The organism is Pseudomonas sp. K5002 (genome assembly GCF_013386655.1).
Taxonomy (GTDB): domain Bacteria; phylum Pseudomonadota; class Gammaproteobacteria; order Pseudomonadales; family Pseudomonadaceae; genus Aquipseudomonas.
The window spans coordinates 1-16128 of sequence record NZ_JACARK010000606.1 but is presented as its reverse complement, the minus strand read 5'-3'; the positions used below and the strand labels follow the sequence as shown (position 1 = coordinate 16128).

Genomic DNA, 16128 nt, shown 5'->3' with positions numbered 1-16128 from the left:
CCACCCCGCACAGCGCCGGCACTGGTGGCCGCGCCTGCCTTGAAGGCACCGGCACCGATCGGGCCGCAGCTCAACATCCCGCAGCCGAAGCAGCCGCCGGCACTGGTGACTGCGCCGGCACCCACTGAAAAGGCCGAGCAAAGCCAGCAACGCATGAATGGCTCTGTGGCCAGCCTGTCACCGAAACGGCCTGATGCCGTGCCCCGGGGCGGCTTGCTGAGCAGCATCCAGAACAACAACCAAACCCAGAACAAGGGCACCCACGTGGAGAACGTCAACATTCACACCGGTAAACCGATGAACCCGCTGGAGCTGGAAGGCATGTTGGCCATGGCGGTGGGCGGATGAGCGAATACATAGACCTGCTGATCATCGACAACGACCTGTCGCTGGACCCGTCGCGTCAGCCGCTGCTGATCGAGGATCGGGCCAGCATCGCCCAGGACATCGCGCACATGATCCGCGAAAGCGGCCTGCTGGTGACGCTGGTGGCTGAGCGCAGTCGCCTGCGTCAGCGCGACTGCATCCAGCAATTGGAGTTGCTGGTGGAGGCTGATGAACGCCTGGTACCGGGCACCGCACTGATTAACCAGGTGCAGTCTGGTCAGTACCTGGTCACGGCCAAAACCCTGAAGTTTGGCGACATCGAGGTAACCCTGTGAGCGACGTAGATTTTAAACAGGCGCTCGCTGACGCCGGCATTCCCGTGACCGAGGACGGTTTGCGTAAGGCTTGGGAAAAGGAAGTAGCAGCTCAAGGCAGCAAGATGAGCAACACCAGCGCCTATTCGCCGTTCTGGCGGGTGATAACGGCCCTGGTGACCAAGCCAGTCATGTGGCTGATCAGCTTTATCAGCGGCACCGTCCTGCCTAACTTCTTTGTGAAAACCGCCCGGGACAAGTGGCTGGATATGCTGGCCTGGGGCGTCAACGTCGAGCGCAAAGGCGCCACCAAGGCCCAGGGCATGTTGCTGTTCACCCGCGACGTTGCCGGCGGCGTGCTGCAGATGCCCGCCGGCATTCAGGTGCAGTCGGCGGCCATCAATGGTCATATTTACCAACTGGTCACAACGCAGGCCGTGACCTTTGCCGATGGCGTGCTGCAGCTGGACGTCCCAGCCGAGGCGCAAGAGGTTGGCAGCGGCTTTAACCTGGCCCCGGGTTATTACGCGATTCTGCCTGTGCCCATTCCTGGCATCGTCCAGGTGGTCAACACCGACGGTTGGTTGATCGCACCAGGTGCAGATCCTGAGCCTGACGATCAGTTGCGTTTGCGGGTGCGTAATCAGTTCTCGGCGGTCAACCAGTGGCATACCGATGCAGTCTACCGGGCGATGATTTCCGCGTTCCCGGCGGTGCGGCCCGATGGCGTCTACTTCCTGCACGGTGCACCACGTGGCCCGGGCAGTGCGAACGCTTATGTGCTGTTTGAAGCGGACGTGCCGGCATCGGCATACCTGGAGCAAATCAACGCCCATATCCGTGACCAGGGCAACCATGGCCACGGCGACGATCTGCTGGTGTTGGTGATGCCGGAGACCCTGCACGATCTGAGCGTCACGCTGTGGCCACGTCCTGCACTGACCACCGAACAACGCACCAAGCTGCAGGCCGAGGCCGAGTTATTCATCCGTGCGGCCTTTCGTGAAAGTGGCACCGGCGACTATCAGCCGACGCTGACTTATCCTCAGGCGCGCTTTTCATTCAGCCGCCTGGCTGAAGAACTCCACCAGCAGTTCGCCGGCATCGAGTCGCTGCACTTCGATAACGCCGACATCGTGTCAGAGCTGACCATTCCACGGATCAGCAGCCTGCAGGTGGTGTTGCCATGATCAAGCCCAATTTGCCGTTTTGGCTGGATGGGCCGCAGTTGGCCAAGCTCAAGGCCGCCTGTCAGGCCTGGTGGGAGAAAGTCGAAGGCTGGATGCAGTGGCCATTGCTGCAGATGGACGCCGAGTCCTGCCACCTGACCATTCTCGACCTGCTGGCCTGGCAGCGGGACATCAGCCGTTTCAAGGACGAGCCGGAAAACCTATACCGCCTGCGGGTCAAGTTCGCCTTTATCAACGCCGTCGATGCCGGCAGTACAGCAGGGCTTAAACGCATCCTGCAGCGCCTCGGCGTGGGTTACGTCGAGATAGACGAACGCATGCCCGATCGTGACTGGGACGTGGTGCTGTTGCGCCTCTCCGACTCCCAGCTGTCGCAAAACCCGGAGCTGTTGCGCGTCCTGGTTCAGCAGTACGGCCGCACCTGCCGGCGCTACGACTTTGTGACCATCACCCCCGTATCGCTGCGCATTGTCGCGGTGGACTTCAACGACGACCAGCAAACGCTGATCGCCAGCCTGTAGGAGCCCCAATGGGAGCCAGTATTACCCTTGCAGGTGAAAGCCTGATCGCCCAGAAACTGGGATCGCAACAGCGCCTCGATGTCGTGCGCTTCATCTTTGCTAACGTGCCAGGCCTGGACCCGAACGCACCGGTCAACCGCGCTGCAGCGAAGCCGCCGGCTGCGCAGATCGTGCACAGCTACACCATCCCCCAGCAAAACGTGGGGTATGTGAACCCCAACCAAGTGGTCTACAGCTCGATGTTGGGCAGTGATGTCGGGGACTTCGACTGGAACTGGATCGGTCTGGAAACCGCAGAAAACGTGTTGCTGGCCGTGGCTTACATGCCGCTGCAGCAGAAGCGCAAAAACATACCGCCGCTGCAGCTGGGCAACAACGTGACCCGCAACATCCTGGTGATGTTCGACGGCGCCCAGGCTCTGACCGGCATCACTATTGACGCCAAGACCTGGCAGCACGATTTCACCGTTCGCCTCAAGGGCATTGATGAGCGCGAGCGTCTGAGCAACCGGGACATCTTTGGCCGTGCCTGTTTCTTCGGGAATGCGTTTCAGGTTGAAAAGGTCGGTACCGCCTACCAGCTCAAAGCGGGTTTGGCTTACGTCGAGGGTGTCCGCATCGAGTTGGCCGCCGCCGTGGCGATCGCGCCACCCCAAATGCCAACACAAGTGTGGCTCCAGGTCTCATTGCGTCGTGAGTTGAACGACGTGGTGGCGGCCTGGAAAGTAGCCTTTGAGCCCAACCAGGTCGACTTCCTGGACGGCAATGGCCAGCGGGTTTACTGCATCGCCTTGGCGGATCTGACCACCGCTGCCATCAGCGATCGGCGAGTGGTCGAACCTATCAACGGTTCACTGATCCAGCATCTGGCCGCTCGCAATGGTGACTATCAGTACCTGCGCGCCCGAGCGACCACAAAGGCCGACGTGGGCCTGGGCAATATCCCGAACGCGATCAGTGACGATGCAAGCACCGACAGCAGTTTAATTCTGGCAACTACCAAGGCCGTTTCGGGCGTTCGTCAGTTCTTGCAGCAGGCGATAGACAAACTGATCAACGGCGCGACGCCGGCGGGAAAGGCCAAGCAGTTAGAAACGGCTCGAAAAATTGCGATCAGCGGCATCGGCACGGGTAGCACCACCTTTGATGGCACTGCCGATGTGAACATTCAGGTCACGATGCCCGACATCGTGGCCGCATGGAAATACACCAAGGTTACGGTCAGCTCGAAGGGCCTGGTTATCAGCGGTGAGTATCTCCAGCCTGCTGACATCCCCGTGTTGGACTGGTCGAAGATCACCAGCGGGAAACCCACGACCTTGGACGGTTACGGCATCACCAACGCGCTGCCGTTGGGGCCTACCAACAAGCGGCCCCAGCTTTATGCACCGGCACCGGGCCGGGATTACAGCATGGGCGCGATGGAAATTCGGGAGGCGATGCTGGTCACCGATACACAGAACAATTTCGACTACGCGCCGCGCATCCTCTTTCACTGGGGTGGCGTCACCGCTGGTGATCTGGCGATGGACGTGCAGGGGAAACTGCAATGGAAAGGACTGCCGATATGGACCGCCCATAACTTCACACCGGCGTTGAAAGCCGATAAAGCCACTACGCTAGCCGGCTATGGGATCACGGACGCCATCCAAACCGGGAAGTTTGGTTTGGCGGCATCCAGTGCGCCATCAAGCCCTATCGATACCATTGGGTTGCCAGGTGGGTTCCACTACTTTGGCGAGGGTCAGACGACCTTTGATAACTACGTCAGCCTACTGAATATTCCCTATGGGAGCAGCGGATACGCAGGGCAAATAGGCCTCCAGCAGGGAACGCCCGATCCCCGATTGCTCATTCGATCAGTGAATAATTCGGGGACATGGACTCCGACCCGTGAGGTATGGCACTCGGGAAATTTGAATCCCAGCAGCATCGTGCCCCTTGGCGCCATTATGGCTTTCGCCACAACGTCGATTCCGACCGGCTATATCAAGGCGAACGGCGCTGCAATCTCGCGGGTCGCCTTCGCTGCCCTTTTTGCGCAGATCGGTACGTATTACGGCGCGGGTGACGGCGCTACTACTTTCAACCTGCCTGACCTGCGCGGTGTATTTGTTCGGGGCTTAGATGAGGGGCGAGGGCTAGATCCAGGTCGGGTTTTCGGCACCTTCCAAGGCAGCCAGAACGCAGCCCACAGTCACAGTGCGTCGAGTGATGTCCAGGGGGCGCACAGCCACGGGATGTACCCCATTCTGGTGAACATTGCCACTAACCAAGGTGGCGGCCACTACTCGGTGGGCCCGAATCCGACGGCTGCCGGCCCCGTTGCAGGCGCGCATAACCACACCATCACCGTCGACGCATCCGGGGGCAATGAGTCGCGCCCGGTCAGCGTTGCCATGATTTATTGCATCAAGTACTGAGGCCCAGCATGAAAACCAAAACGGTCTATCAAACCAATCAATTGGGCCTCTATATCGGCACCACAGAGGCCGACGAATCGCCCCAGGAACCCGGCGTGTTTCTGATTCCTGGCGGGTGTGTAGAGGTCGCGCCGCCGAAGATTCCGGCCAACAAAGGCGCCTGCTGGAGCAACGGTAAGTGGGTTCTTGTCGATTACTTCGACGGCTTGATTGTCTACAGCACCGCCACCGGTGAACCGTTGACGGTCACCGGTGTGGGTCCGATCCCAAGCGGCTACACCACCAAAAAGCCGGGGCCCGATCAGGTCTGGAAGAACGGCGAATGGGTAGACGATATCGCTGCAATCCTAGCGTCGCTGTATGACCAAAAGCTGGTAGAGGTCAACGACGGGTGCAATCGCCATATTGAAAGCGGATTCGTCTCCAGTGCCCTGGGCGAACCCCACCGTTACGCCAGCCAGATGGACGATCAAATCAACCTCACAGGCATGGTACTGAGCGGATTGGACGCCAGCTTTGCCTGTTTCGACGCCTACCAGGTGAAAGGCTTTCGCCCCCATACGGCTGCCCAACTGCACCTGGTGGGCCAGGACCTGGTGCGCTTCAAGCAGGCCGCGTTGCAGCACGCCGACAACCTCAAGCAGGACTTGGCCACCGCGCTCAAGGACAAAAAGCTCAAGGTGATGAGGGCCATCAAGTGGACGCCGCCGGCATGACCTGGGACGCAGTGAAAATGCGCTGGCCAGAACAGGCTACCCAATGGATGGGCCAGCTTTCCGCCGCGCAGAACCTTGCCGGGGGCGAGCTGGCCAGCACCGCCAAACGCCTGTCGGACCTCAATGGCAAGACCACGACCAACCCGGGGCCGGTGGGTGATGCTGCCCAGGGCGCAATCGCTGCAGGTCGTGCCGCACTCGCTGACCAAATGGGCGAGGCCCCGGCCTGCCTGGTGGTGACGCCGTTTCAAAGTGGAGTTGGTCAGGGCCGCGGCTACCAGCGTTTTCTGTCTGCACCGAACTTGCTGCAGCACCTTGCTGGCAAGTTGGTGGATGTCAGCGACATAGGCCGGCCCGACGCTCCCCAGCACGCGCTGTGCCTCCTGTTCCTTGCCACTCGTTTCGATCAGTTGGCCGACAGCCTGGCTCGCTTCAACGCATTGCTGCCGATGCCTGACCTGGTGCGAACCGAACGCCGAGCGCGGCACCTGTCGAAACTGGAGACGGAAAAGTGGGAGATCCCCGCCGCCGGCACCTTACCGCGCTGGCAGTCGCTTCCCCTGGAGCGCTGCACAGTGGTCAAAGCCGCCCAGCAATCCATGGCCGGCCAGATTGCCGTCCTGGAAAGCTACGCCGCCGACAGCTCGCCCATGGCTGCACTCTCTGACCTGGCCAGCCGCAAGGCAGCCCAGCAACAGGGCCGTGACCAGCAGCTGGCCGACCTGAAAGCCCTGCTGGCTGGCGGCAACGCTGATAGCAGCATGCGCGCGCGCCTGATCGGCCCGGGCAACGCCACTGAGCTGCGCCAGGCACTGTTGGCCGGTGATCCCCCGGGGCATGAGTGGGTGCTGTGCGTCGGCGCGCTGCTGGTGGGATCTGAGCAGGGTCTGAGCTTTGTTCGTGAACTGGTGGGCCTATGACGCTGCTACTCGACGGGCAAGAGGTGCGCGGGAAGAACCTCAAGGTCACCGGCAACCTGCGGATTGAAAGCGACGATCTGTCAGGCCAGACCAGCAACACCGATAAGGGGCACAAGGGCTTCAAGCCCAAAACCCTGACTGTCAGCCTGATGATTCCTTTTGTTGACCAGGTGCAGTTGCGCGACCTGATGCGCCTGGTGGAAGCAACCGCCGGCGGTGGCCAGCTCAAGACGTACCGGATCGTCAACGACACCGCCGCCGCGTTTGGCATGCGCCAGGTGACATTCACCGAGGGCGTGAGCGCCCGGGAAGACGACAACCTACGCGGCTGGCTGATCCAGTTCACCCTGACCGAAAAGCTCTCCAACCCGGAAAAAGTGGAAGGGCGCCGATCTGGCAACGCGGTCACGGCGCAGTCTGGCCCGGGCGGCGCGGTCGGCGGTACCGGTGGCGACATACAAGGTGGGCCCGAGGAACTGACTGGCTTTGAAGCGACGCTGAAAAAGGTGGATACCTGGTTAGGCGGGAGTCCCAAGGCATGAAGCTGCACAAGGAATTGACCATCAGCGGGGTGCCATATGTCCTGGTCAAAAACGAAGTCCGGCTGGATGCGAAAAGCCCAGGTCGGGCGACGTTCACGATCCAGGCTACTGCGCCGGTCAAGGGGCTGGTGACACTCGATATCGGCTACAACAGCAGCACGCTGCAGCGACACTTCATTGGCTACGTCGAGCGCAGCAGCACGGCCAGCAGCACCCAGCAGGTGCTGTTCTGTCGCGAGCTGGCCGCGATCCTGGCCAACCCGCTGCCGCTGAACCTGCGTCACGTTGACCTGCGCGCCGTCCTGGTCGAGATCGGCCAGCACACCGGTTTGCGCTTCCGCGTCCCGGAGCAGCCGTATGCCAGCGTCAAGGCGCCGTTTTTCTACAGCCTGGCCGCCGGCTATCAGGCCATGGACAGTCTGGCCCGGGTTTTCAACATCCCCGACTTCATCTGGCAGCAGCAGGGTGACGGGGAAGTGTTCGTGGGCAGTTGGGCTGACAGCTTCTTTGGCATTCGCTCGCCGCTGCAGCTGCCGGTGGAACTGTTCGACGACTACCAGGGCAACCAAAGCGCGATGATTGCAGCCCTTCCCGGGTTGCGACCAGGTGCAACAATCAACCACGGCGAGCGCATCACCAGTGTCGCGCTCATCGACAACCAGATGGCCATCCGATGGACGACGCAATCCGCCGCAGCGTAGAACGACAATTCCCCGAACTCATCGGCGGTTACCACCTGCCACGCTTTGCCCGGGTTGTCGCCGTGGCCGATGCACCCGCCGGCGCCGGCATCTGCGACGACTTCCGCCCACGCTACGCGGTCGACATCGAGGTCATGGGGCCGGACGGCGAGCCAGACACCAAGCTGCCGATCCTGGCCGGCGTGCCTTTGCCGCTGCCCACCGGTGGCGAGGAAATGGGCATTTACGCATTCCCCGAGGAAGGCACCCAGGTTGTGGTGTGTTTTGCCTATGGCCTGCCGCACAAGCCTTATATCCAAACGATTCTGCCCCACGGTTTGAGCATGCCCAGCGTCCCGAAGGGTGACCAAGTGTGGCAGCACAGCGAGGCATGTCAGCAGCGCGTCGACGCCGACGGCAACTGGCTGCGCCAGACTGATGGCAAGATCCTGGACAAGGCAATCGAGCGGGAAGTGGAGGCTATGGGCAACACCGAGCGGTTCCAGAGCCACACCAGGAGCGTGGACGACCATTCAACCGAATCGGTAGGTGGCATCAAGACGCTTGAAGCCCTGGGCGCGCTCAAGCTCCTCTCGGGCGGTTCTGCGAGCCTGGCGGCGGTGGATGACTTACACCAAGCGACCGGGCGGGACTTGAATCTGGTGGTGGGGCAGAAGCACAACGCCACGGTGGGTGGCGACATGGAGGAAAGGATTCAGGGGCTGCGTAAGAGTGTGGCGGCGGTCAGCCAGAGCATGAAGTCCCCCAAAACTTGGATCGGATCCGAGGGTATTAATGTGTTGCGAGTACTCGGAGATTTGCTCGACCTAGTGGGGGATATGAACTCCCAAATCGCAGCGCATACGCACGGACAAACTCCGGTTCCGACCAATGCGGCGGGGTTCACTGGGGCCGCTACTAAAGCGGCCTTGTTGTCAGCAGAGTTAGGGGCGGTCACTTTGTAGCTTACTCATGCACAGCACTTCTTATATTTCAATCCTGAGCCACAAGGGCACTTGTCATTTCTTCCAATGTTAAAATCTATGTCGGTGCGTTTGATTGTTCTTTGAGTAGTGTCATTTAAAATATCGTGACTCTGCATGATTTTTTGCGCGTCAGCGCGTTCTTCAGGCGTTAACGGATATGAAACGTCAAAAGCCAATATGGTTTCTGAGCCAGGTGTGGCACCTTTAGTGGCGGAGCCAAAGACAATCATTTCTTTTGTTTCGGGATACTTGTACTGCGCCACCAACGCGTAAAGTTGCATGCACATGACCCTTTCGCTGCGGTACTCTTCGTAGTCTGCGTAGTCTTCGTCCCACGGAAAGAATAGAAAAACATACATTCGGCCTGGAGCGCATAGGGACTTAACAAGTCGGGCTGATCGGGCAAACTCTTCTACCGCCTCATATTTCTCAAATAACTGTTCTCCCAAGTATGATCGAGATAGCATGTTCTCAGAGGCTAATGCCTGAATCACTTTTGCATGCTCAAGTAGTGGGCGATCATGTGCCTCCCCGACCGTCGCATCTACAATGCAGTCAGAAAAGCGTTTCAAGATAGTGTTCCATCCTCTACCTGCCTTTACCTGAGCATAGTGTAGTGCGTAGAACGGGGACTTTCGGAAAATCTTCCACTCTGTCTCATGAATGCTAAATGGGATGGAATAATCTTCCCTTGGATTTTTTATCATGCCGTATCCATTTGCATCGGTTTCCTGCAAATAAAGGGCTAATATGTCTTCTTCACCGCCAGCAGTTCTTAGTTTAAGGTTTCTTACTGCATTCTCCTTTGATTTTAAATATGAAATAAAATCTGTTGGTGTTGCCAGTTCTGTAAGTAATAGATCGATTGCTGTTTCGTCAAATACGTGAACGAAGGTTTTTTTTGGATCTATGTCGTTTACTAAGAATGGTCTCTCCAGAATCTCCTTCTCGGTTAGTGGGAAAACGCAAGCAAGAGTTCCACTGCTGCCCGGTTCGATTGCGTCAAAATATGCTTTTGCTGCCTTTCCTATTCCTCGCGTTACGCACACCAAATGAATTTTTAGGTCGGGGCTTGATATGTCGAAGGGGAATGGATCTTGGCATTTTTGATTTAAGAATATTCTATTTGGATGGTTTCGAATAAAGGACTCAGCACCATGTAGTTGTTTTGCAGATTCCTTGATGGCGCCCCTGTACCATCTACTCCATGCGATAGCAGTTGGACGATCGCTTTGAAAGGCAACATGTCCTTTGTCTGAAAATAGTATGAGTGTATTGTTAAAGAATACAGTGAGATCCACAAGCTCTTTGCCGCGGTCGACATCCCTAAATAGACTTGGATAGCTCCACAGGCTAAAGAATGTTTTTTCCGCAATTCGGGCTAATGTTCTTTCACTTTCATTTACGCTTACCTCTTTTATTAGTGGCTTAAGCATCAAACTGTTCCTTGTTTCTGCGATGAATATGGTGTTCGCATCTAATTTTATTGTTTAAGAAGTTTTGCAGCAGCGCATATAAAGTGGTTGTTATTCCTCCCTGCACCACCAGGACTGTGCATAGGCGCAGCCATCAATATACTCAATCCCGCTCAACACAAAGCCTGTCACAGCCATACCTGCGAGTGTAGCGTCAAGTAGTCGTGGGAGCGGATCATGCTCAAGCGGCATGCCGACTTCCAGCCTTGCCACATTTGCGCTTCGACCAAGCTCGGCGTTGTTCTCTGAATTGACCATGACATTGCCTTTTATCGCCTGATAGTTCCGCCGCTCCCTGGGTGTCAGCGCAACGCCGTGACGTCGCATAGGGGATACGAGCATTTGCATGTCTCTGCCCCTGACCAGTCGCTAGGTTGGCTCTCATACAGCGCCTCTACCGCATAGGCCAGAGCCCCATCAGCATGTTCAAGGAGTTCGCTGAACTCGTCTCGATCGATGAGCTGATCCCGCTGCAGTGCGTGAGCTAGGGTGAGCAGAGCTTTGTGATGGCCTCCCGGATTCGCAAGCAGTGCTGCCTCATCACGGAGTATTGAATACCACATCGCAATCGCGTCGGTACGATCCGCTATCATTTCAAAATCTTTCTCGTTCATCATCGTTGCCCATAGAGCACTGTATTTATGAACAGTATATCTGTGAGGCGACTTTTCGTACTTCGGCCCGACGAAATGCGAGGTTGGTCACGCAGCCGCGAAAATGGGTGGGAGAAGAAAAAACTGCCAGAAAAAGCACTTATCCCCCTCCCGCCGACGGGATTTGCGTCAATTTTTTATGCAAATTCAGATGTAGTGCAAGCAATCCTGTAGCCCGGGCGCGCTGTGGGGCTTTACCGGTGTTCGGTCGTATCCCTTTGTGCAAGGTTTTGCAAAGAAATGCAGTCCGGTTGCACAACTGCGCTACAGACGCTCACTAGCGGGTCAAGGCTGGAGCCTCGGGTTTCATTGGGCGAAAACTTTTAAAACAAGGGTTTCGGTGTTTTTTTAAAAATAGGAGCGATCTTTTTTGAGCGGGATTTTGCTGTGTGCGGGAAGGCACTGAATCCCGCGAAGTGTTGATAGAACGGGGCTCGGCGGCTGATTGCAGCGTTTCACAGTCGGGCCAAGAAAAACGAAGGAGGAAGCCGCTGATACTTGAATGGAAAAAACGAGCTGTGCTGCCGGCGTTTTCACGTGTGCGACAAAAGTGGCTATTTTTGGCCATCCTGAGTTAAACGACGGCCTGGATGCTTTACAGCCATTGTAGACAGGAGCTTCACCTGATGCTTTAGACGCCATGTGGGGTATTTATAGGTATTAAATATAATGCTATATAGATCATGAGTTGAGAGGTGAGGGTAAATCCCCCTCCTGATAGTCTCAAAAATAGCACAGGTGATGAAAAAAGAGATTTCGAAAAAGTGCTGAAGGTCTTGTTCTATCTAATTTTTAGAGATGTGAGAAGAAAAAAGACATTTAATCCTCACTTTAAACTCCAGCCGGAAAATTCATTTCACGCTTAGGGTTGGGGGACTCTTATGGGACTGATTCTCGCAGGAGCAGAAATGGCGCTTGGTGCGCTACAGCCCTGGGCAGGCAGATCTAACAAGTGGCCCCCAATACGGTCCACAACTGATTGCAGTCATGTACATGCACTGCTGGAAGCCTTGAAAATAGTGGAGCAGGTGAAGGGGATCGACCCCCCCCCTCATCAGCTTGGAACGCTGGTGTCCATAAGTGTTCATCAAGAGTTTGAGAGGGGGGAGGTTGATTTAAGAAAAATCAGGGTCAATTATGCTGTTGTCTCCTATTTGCGCGAATGACGCCCTATCATTATGTGATGAATACGACGTTATTCGCGCGAATTAGTTCGTTATTGACAGATGTCAATGTATTTCATTGTTTCTGGTGTTAATACAGGCGCTAGAGTGTTGAAGTCTAGGTCGGAATTAATTTTGGCAGCCAGATTTTGCGCATATGTAAAAAATTCTTGACTGCTTCCATGCTTTAATAGATTTTTTGTTATACCGCTTCTGAATCCATGTATCATTGTGTCCTTAATGCTTAACTTACCATGGAGAGAAGAGATTTCTTTTCTTAACTCTAAAATTTGATGGTCGTATTTTGCGTTGCTGTCTCTTAACTCTTTTTCATGATTGGTTTTTATTTCATTGTTGGTAGTGTCATGAGTGATTTTAAGGTTTTTAAGCTCTGTTGTGACCTTGTGTAGTTTACTTGTCGGATCTCTCTCAGATATTTTGTCTTTAATATAGTTTAGTAGCAAGGTGGCTGCGACAAGGCACGGCACCCCTACGTTATAAGCCCAGTCGTAAGTTTTTGCTAGCTCCTTGAACTCGTAAAAAATTCCAAAATATACAAGTGAGGAAATACAGGCGAATAAAATATTGAGAATGCTCACGTCGCAGCCTCACGTATGATTTAGGGAGATCTTCTTTTTGGACAAGAATGTTACAAAGTCTCCAGGGCTTGGTGCCATTATATTTATAATTGGAACTATTTGAGCTCCCGAAATCATAGCGTCATCACTTATGAAGTCTGACGAGAATTTGACTTCAATTTTCTTTCCGGTCATTTCGGTGAGAACTAGTTTGATAAGTGGTCTGCTTAGGTTGTATTGGTTAAGTGCTTCTAGAATATTTCCTTTTGTAGTTTCTTTTTTTAAGGTGTATCTAAATAATAGGTTAAATCTGTTAAGTGTAAATAACGGGCTTGTAATCTGCGTCCCGAAAAATTTCATATCTGAAAAATCGAAGCCGAATTCATAGTAAACGATATCTTCCGCTGAGCTTTGAGTTTCACGCTCGTGAAAGTTACTTACTCCTTCAACGCTTGAAATTACTTTGTAAACGTTTCTTTCATTCATAGTGCTGGTTTCAATCCTTGGATGCTTTGGTTTGGAGGTGAAATATTTTTGACTTTTCTAGAGTTATAGTGTAGCGAGCTTCGTCATGTGTGAAATCTAATCAGTAGAGAAATCCTTTCGTATTTTTCCTTGAGTGGAGCGGCAGAGTGAAATCAAGAAACGATTCTTACTCAAAATTTTACGTTTGACCACATATGGCACTCACTGTTTTAACCGTGGTACGAGTCAGGGGGGGGCTCCACATTGCGCGAAATTCAAGGGGGCTGGTGTAAGTACATCACGATCCATCATCGTGAGGGCAAGCGCCAGCAGTTTAGGGTGTCCACGTCAGCGGAGGATATATACGGAAGATAAGTCTAATTTTCCCGTGGTGTCGCGTGACTACAGGGTTGTGCCAACGAGCATTGATTACTTCAGTTGATAGGAAATCAACTCCAGGTGCATGTCTGCCCAGAGAGGAAGATTTGTAGTTTTGGAGGATCGATCAATCAGTCCTTTTCCACCGCTTTCAGGCGCGCCAAGCCTTGTTTAATAAAACCGGCGTTCTCGCCAATTTGATCCAGGGCCGAACGGGCGTTGTCGCCGGCATCACCGAAGCCTTGTTGTTCAGCCAGTAGCGTCAGCTCCATGATCGCTGCTTCCAAGGCTAACTGATTTTCGTAGATCTTTTCGAGGACTATGGGGAGGGAATACTCGCTGGCCATGGCTTCGACTCCATTCGGAAAAATGGAAGCATAGCAGCGTAGCCGGAAAGGCCAATTTCAGGACGAGGGCGGGGAAAGGGTAATTTTGGTAAGGCGACGCGGGGAAGGGGCTGTAGCCCTTGTAAACCGGGGCTTTGATGTATTACCTCAGAAGGTAATATTTGGTAAGGCTGGAGGTAATATTCTATCAAGTGCCTGATTTTAAAGGGTTTCGTAAGGGGGTGGAATTACTAAGGTTAAAGGTAATTTTCTAACCTATTACTTACCCTATTATTACCTTCATGAATCAACTCAAGTATTTGTTTTTATTGAGTTTTATATCGAATAAAAAAGGAAATTACCAAAATTACCTTTTTGCTAGGGGTCAACATGAAAACCGGGTATTGCAGGGGGAGGGGGCCAGGCTGGCGCTTTCACACAAATCGCGTAACTGTCACCAGCTTTTGCTGTCGTTACCCCAATACTCCTGGAAGCCTTGAAAATAGTGGAGCGGCTGAAGGGAGTCCAACCCTCGGTATCAGCTTGGGAAGCTTACGATGAAATCTGAAAACTCGGCTGCGATAGTGCTCGTGATTGGAGCTGAAAATGGATGCTTAAATTTTGCTAGAGCGGCTGAACTGAGGGGAGGCGCAGGAATGGGGTATAGGTTGGTGGTACGTAGGAGGTACGAGAGATGGGGAAGAGGCGTTTGGTCCTTTATTTGCTGGGGGATAAGAGTAGGTCCATCCGATCCATCATCGGAGCAACGGAGAAGCGACGGGAGAACGATGGCGTTGGTGCTATAGGTGAGGACATTAGGATCTGAGATGGATAAGGCGAAGGGCGGACAGTTTAACAGGAATGGGCGTGGTGCCGTGGTGGCCAGTGCCAGAGCTCCAGCCACCCTGGCACGGTTTTCAGCTTATTTCTTCTTTTTGTCGGGCGCCTGAGTCAGCGCCGAAGCCGCCACAGATTTCACATCCGGCGGAGTGGTGGGATCCGCCAGCAGCTTGGCTGCTTTTGAAGCGACGCTTTCACTGGTTTTTTCGTCTTTAGCCATTACTTGAGCTTCCCTCTACGTAGGCCGCAGGTTCATCTGAATTGATGCCTGGTCGGCTTTAATATGTAGGGGCTAACTGTTGATATCGCCAATCAGAATATGTGCCGGGATAATTCGTCGCCAAAACGACATCAACCTGAACCGATCCTGTCCTACGGCAAAGTTTCATAATTCTCACCGGCATTGAGGCCTACGCTCAGCCCATAAGCCCAAAGGGAACTGAAAAAATGATCTCCAATCTCGTCAAAGTCGTGATGGTCGCAGGCACGTTGCTCTTGGCCGCTTGTTCGTCGGGTTCATCGGGCATGAGTAGCGACCTGAGTAGCGACCCTTGTTATTCAGGGGGATGCCAAGCCTTTGGCGACCACAGCCCCAGCAAGGCCGCCAAGATGAATTTTGGCGGCAACGCGCTGGGGAGTAGTTACGGGGAGTATGGTTCGGGGTTGATGCATGATGACTGACTGAGCGGGTGGGGCAGTCATTTACTCAGTGACTGACCCACCGCTTTCGCGAGCAAGCCCGCTCCCACATTGGATCGTGGGAGGGCTTTAGTGACCGCCTTTCATACGTCGGGCGATCAGGTAGATGCCCAAGCCTACCAGCGCCGTAGCCGCGCCAATGTAGCCCGTGCTGGTCCACCCATACCCCGCCGTAATCGCCATCCCACCGAACCACGGCCCCAGCGCATTCGCCAGGTTGAACGCCGCGTGGTTGGACGCCGCCGCCAGGCTCGGTGCTTCATGCGCAATGTCCATCAAGCGGATTTGCAGCGGCGCGGCCATGGCGATCATGGTGCCGACCAGGCCGATGCCCAGCAGTACGCTCCACAGCGAACTCGCGGCGAAGGTGAAGAAGATCAGCACGGCCATCGACCACACCATAATCCAGCCCACTGCGCGAAATTGCAGGCGATCAAACAGCTTGCCGCCGGCGATGTTGCCGATGATGCCGCCTACGCCAAACGCGGCCAGACCGAAGGGGATCCACTGTGGCGAGACTTTGGTCACTTCGAGCATGGTCGGCGCCAGGTAGCTGAACACGCAAAACATCCCGGCAAAACCAATAGCGCCAATGGACAACGCCATCCACACCTGCGGTTTGGTGAAGGCGCGCAGTTCTTTGCGCGGGTCGCTGCGGGGTTCGTCGTGGCGATCCGGTACGAATTGCCAGACCAGCGCGATGGTGCACATGGCGATAGCACTGACCAGCGCGAACGCCGAGCGCCAGCCAAAGTGTTGACCGAGGAAGGTGGCGATGGGGTTGCCGAGCAGCATGGCCAGGGTCAGGCCCATCATCACGCGGGCGACGGCGCCAGCGCGTTTGTCGTTGGGCACCATGCTGGAGGCGACCACGGCGGCGATGCCGAAGTAGGCGCCGTGGGGCAGGCCGCTGATAAAGCGGAAGGCCACCA

Annotated in this window: 17 protein-coding genes and 1 pseudogene; 11 read left to right on the top strand and 7 right to left on the bottom strand. The window is 55.1% G+C overall.

The features are described from left to right. From HX846_RS24620 to HX846_RS24575, 10 genes and pseudogenes are all read left to right on the top strand, one after another. Positions 1–348, top strand: a pseudogene (locus HX846_RS24620) (phage tail tape measure protein); the annotation flags it as partial. Beyond that, positions 345–662 (top strand): DUF2590 family protein, encoded by a 318-nt coding sequence (locus HX846_RS24615; protein WP_178966268.1) that lies wholly within the window; start codon positions 345–347, stop codon positions 660–662. The pseudogene HX846_RS24620 and the gene HX846_RS24615, both read left to right, overlap by 4 nt. Beyond that, a complete protein-coding gene (locus HX846_RS24610; RefSeq protein ID WP_178966267.1) occupies positions 659–1831 on the top strand; it encodes a baseplate J/gp47 family protein in 1173 nt (390 codons plus the stop codon). Before HX846_RS24615 ends, HX846_RS24610 begins: the two co-directional genes overlap by 4 nt. After that, entirely contained in the window at positions 1828–2352 is a 525-nt protein-coding gene (locus HX846_RS24605; protein WP_178966266.1) for a phage tail protein, read from the top strand. The genes HX846_RS24610 and HX846_RS24605 overlap by 4 nt, the downstream gene beginning before the upstream one ends. An 8-nt stretch (positions 2353–2360) precedes the next feature. Beyond that, a complete protein-coding gene (locus HX846_RS24600) occupies positions 2361–4775 on the top strand; it encodes a phage tail protein (RefSeq protein ID WP_178966265.1) in 2415 nt (804 codons plus the stop codon). Between the two features lie 8 nt (positions 4776–4783). Next, on the top strand, positions 4784–5491 hold the full coding sequence (locus HX846_RS24595) for a hypothetical protein (protein WP_178966264.1): 708 nt from the start codon (positions 4784–4786) through the stop codon (positions 5489–5491). Beyond that, a complete protein-coding gene (locus tag HX846_RS24590) occupies positions 5488–6411 on the top strand; it encodes a hypothetical protein (protein ID WP_178966263.1) in 924 nt (307 codons plus the stop codon). Before HX846_RS24595 ends, HX846_RS24590 begins: the two co-directional genes overlap by 4 nt. Further along, positions 6408–6953, top strand: coding sequence for a DNA-binding protein (locus HX846_RS24585; protein ID WP_178966262.1), 546 nt, complete (start codon positions 6408–6410; stop codon positions 6951–6953). The genes HX846_RS24590 and HX846_RS24585 overlap by 4 nt, the downstream gene beginning before the upstream one ends. Next, the gene (locus HX846_RS24580) at positions 6950–7654 is read left to right on the top strand and encodes a hypothetical protein (RefSeq protein WP_178966261.1); all 705 of its coding nucleotides are present in this window, start codon (positions 6950–6952) and stop codon (positions 7652–7654) included. The genes HX846_RS24585 and HX846_RS24580 overlap by 4 nt, the downstream gene beginning before the upstream one ends. Next, positions 7627–8598: a hypothetical protein gene (locus HX846_RS24575; RefSeq protein WP_178966260.1), complete on the top strand. Its 972-nt coding sequence runs from the start codon at positions 7627–7629 to the stop codon at positions 8596–8598. The genes HX846_RS24580 and HX846_RS24575 overlap by 28 nt, the downstream gene beginning before the upstream one ends. Positions 8599–8603: 5 nt before the next feature. Here the strand turns inward: HX846_RS24575 and HX846_RS24570 are convergent, their stop codons facing one another. The 6 genes from HX846_RS24570 to HX846_RS24545 form a co-directional block, all read right to left on the bottom strand. Next, positions 8604–10055 carry an SEC-C metal-binding domain-containing protein gene (locus tag HX846_RS24570; RefSeq protein ID WP_178966259.1) on the bottom strand — a complete coding sequence of 484 codons (1452 nt, stop codon included), beginning with the start codon at positions 10053–10055 and terminating at the stop codon, positions 8604–8606. Between the two features lie 90 nt (positions 10056–10145). Continuing rightward, on the bottom strand, positions 10146–10442 hold the full coding sequence (locus HX846_RS24565; protein ID WP_178966258.1) for a hypothetical protein: 297 nt from the start codon (positions 10440–10442) through the stop codon (positions 10146–10148). 1521 nt (positions 10443–11963) lie between these two features. Next, positions 11964–12509 carry a hypothetical protein gene (locus HX846_RS24560; protein WP_178966257.1) on the bottom strand — a complete coding sequence of 182 codons (546 nt, stop codon included), beginning with the start codon at positions 12507–12509 and terminating at the stop codon, positions 11964–11966. Between the two features lie 9 nt (positions 12510–12518). Next, positions 12519–12974, bottom strand: coding sequence for a hypothetical protein (locus HX846_RS24555; protein WP_178966256.1), 456 nt, complete (start codon positions 12972–12974; stop codon positions 12519–12521). A gap of 488 nt (positions 12975–13462) precedes the next feature. Beyond that, the gene (locus HX846_RS24550) at positions 13463–13678 is read right to left on the bottom strand and encodes a hypothetical protein (protein WP_178966255.1); all 216 of its coding nucleotides are present in this window, start codon (positions 13676–13678) and stop codon (positions 13463–13465) included. 901 nt (positions 13679–14579) lie between these two features. Then, positions 14580–14717 carry a hypothetical protein gene (locus HX846_RS24545; protein WP_167410166.1) on the bottom strand — a complete coding sequence of 46 codons (138 nt, stop codon included), beginning with the start codon at positions 14715–14717 and terminating at the stop codon, positions 14580–14582. A gap of 227 nt (positions 14718–14944) precedes the next feature. Here HX846_RS24545 and HX846_RS24540 point away from each other — a divergent pair, with 227 nt between their 5' ends. Beyond that, the gene (locus HX846_RS24540; RefSeq protein ID WP_003218911.1) at positions 14945–15178 is read left to right on the top strand and encodes a hypothetical protein; all 234 of its coding nucleotides are present in this window, start codon (positions 14945–14947) and stop codon (positions 15176–15178) included. Between the two features lie 87 nt (positions 15179–15265). On the opposite strand, the gene HX846_RS24535 is transcribed toward HX846_RS24540, so the two are convergent. Next, positions 15266–16128, bottom strand: an 863-nt coding sequence (locus HX846_RS24535; RefSeq protein ID WP_178966254.1) for an MFS transporter, incomplete at its 5' end; no start/stop codon positions are given.

Bases quoted from the DNA above. Each gene is read 5' to 3' on its own strand.
- HX846_RS24615 (WP_178966268.1), top strand. From the start codon at position 345: ATGAGCGAATACATAGACCTGCTGATCATCGACAACGACCTGTCGCTG.
- HX846_RS24605 (WP_178966266.1), top strand. From the start codon at position 1,828: ATGATCAAGCCCAATTTGCCGTTTTGGCTGGATGGGCCGCAGTTGGCC.
- HX846_RS24600 (WP_178966265.1), top strand. From the start codon at position 2,361: ATGGGAGCCAGTATTACCCTTGCAGGTGAAAGCCTGATCGCCCAGAAA.
- HX846_RS24595 (WP_178966264.1), top strand. From the start codon at position 4,784: ATGAAAACCAAAACGGTCTATCAAACCAATCAATTGGGCCTCTATATC.
- HX846_RS24590 (WP_178966263.1), top strand. From the start codon at position 5,488: ATGACCTGGGACGCAGTGAAAATGCGCTGGCCAGAACAGGCTACCCAA.
- HX846_RS24585 (WP_178966262.1), top strand. From the start codon at position 6,408: ATGACGCTGCTACTCGACGGGCAAGAGGTGCGCGGGAAGAACCTCAAG.
- HX846_RS24580 (WP_178966261.1), top strand. From the start codon at position 6,950: ATGAAGCTGCACAAGGAATTGACCATCAGCGGGGTGCCATATGTCCTG.
- HX846_RS24575 (WP_178966260.1), top strand. From the start codon at position 7,627: ATGGACGACGCAATCCGCCGCAGCGTAGAACGACAATTCCCCGAACTC.
- HX846_RS24570 (WP_178966259.1), bottom strand. From the start codon at position 10,055: ATGCTTAAGCCACTAATAAAAGAGGTAAGCGTAAATGAAAGTGAAAGA.
- HX846_RS24565 (WP_178966258.1), bottom strand. From the start codon at position 10,442: ATGCAAATGCTCGTATCCCCTATGCGACGTCACGGCGTTGCGCTGACA.
- HX846_RS24555 (WP_178966256.1), bottom strand. From the start codon at position 12,974: ATGAATGAAAGAAACGTTTACAAAGTAATTTCAAGCGTTGAAGGAGTA.
- HX846_RS24550 (WP_178966255.1), bottom strand. From the start codon at position 13,678: ATGGCCAGCGAGTATTCCCTCCCCATAGTCCTCGAAAAGATCTACGAA.
- HX846_RS24545 (WP_167410166.1), bottom strand. From the start codon at position 14,717: ATGGCTAAAGACGAAAAAACCAGTGAAAGCGTCGCTTCAAAAGCAGCC.
- HX846_RS24540 (WP_003218911.1), top strand. From the start codon at position 14,945: ATGATCTCCAATCTCGTCAAAGTCGTGATGGTCGCAGGCACGTTGCTC.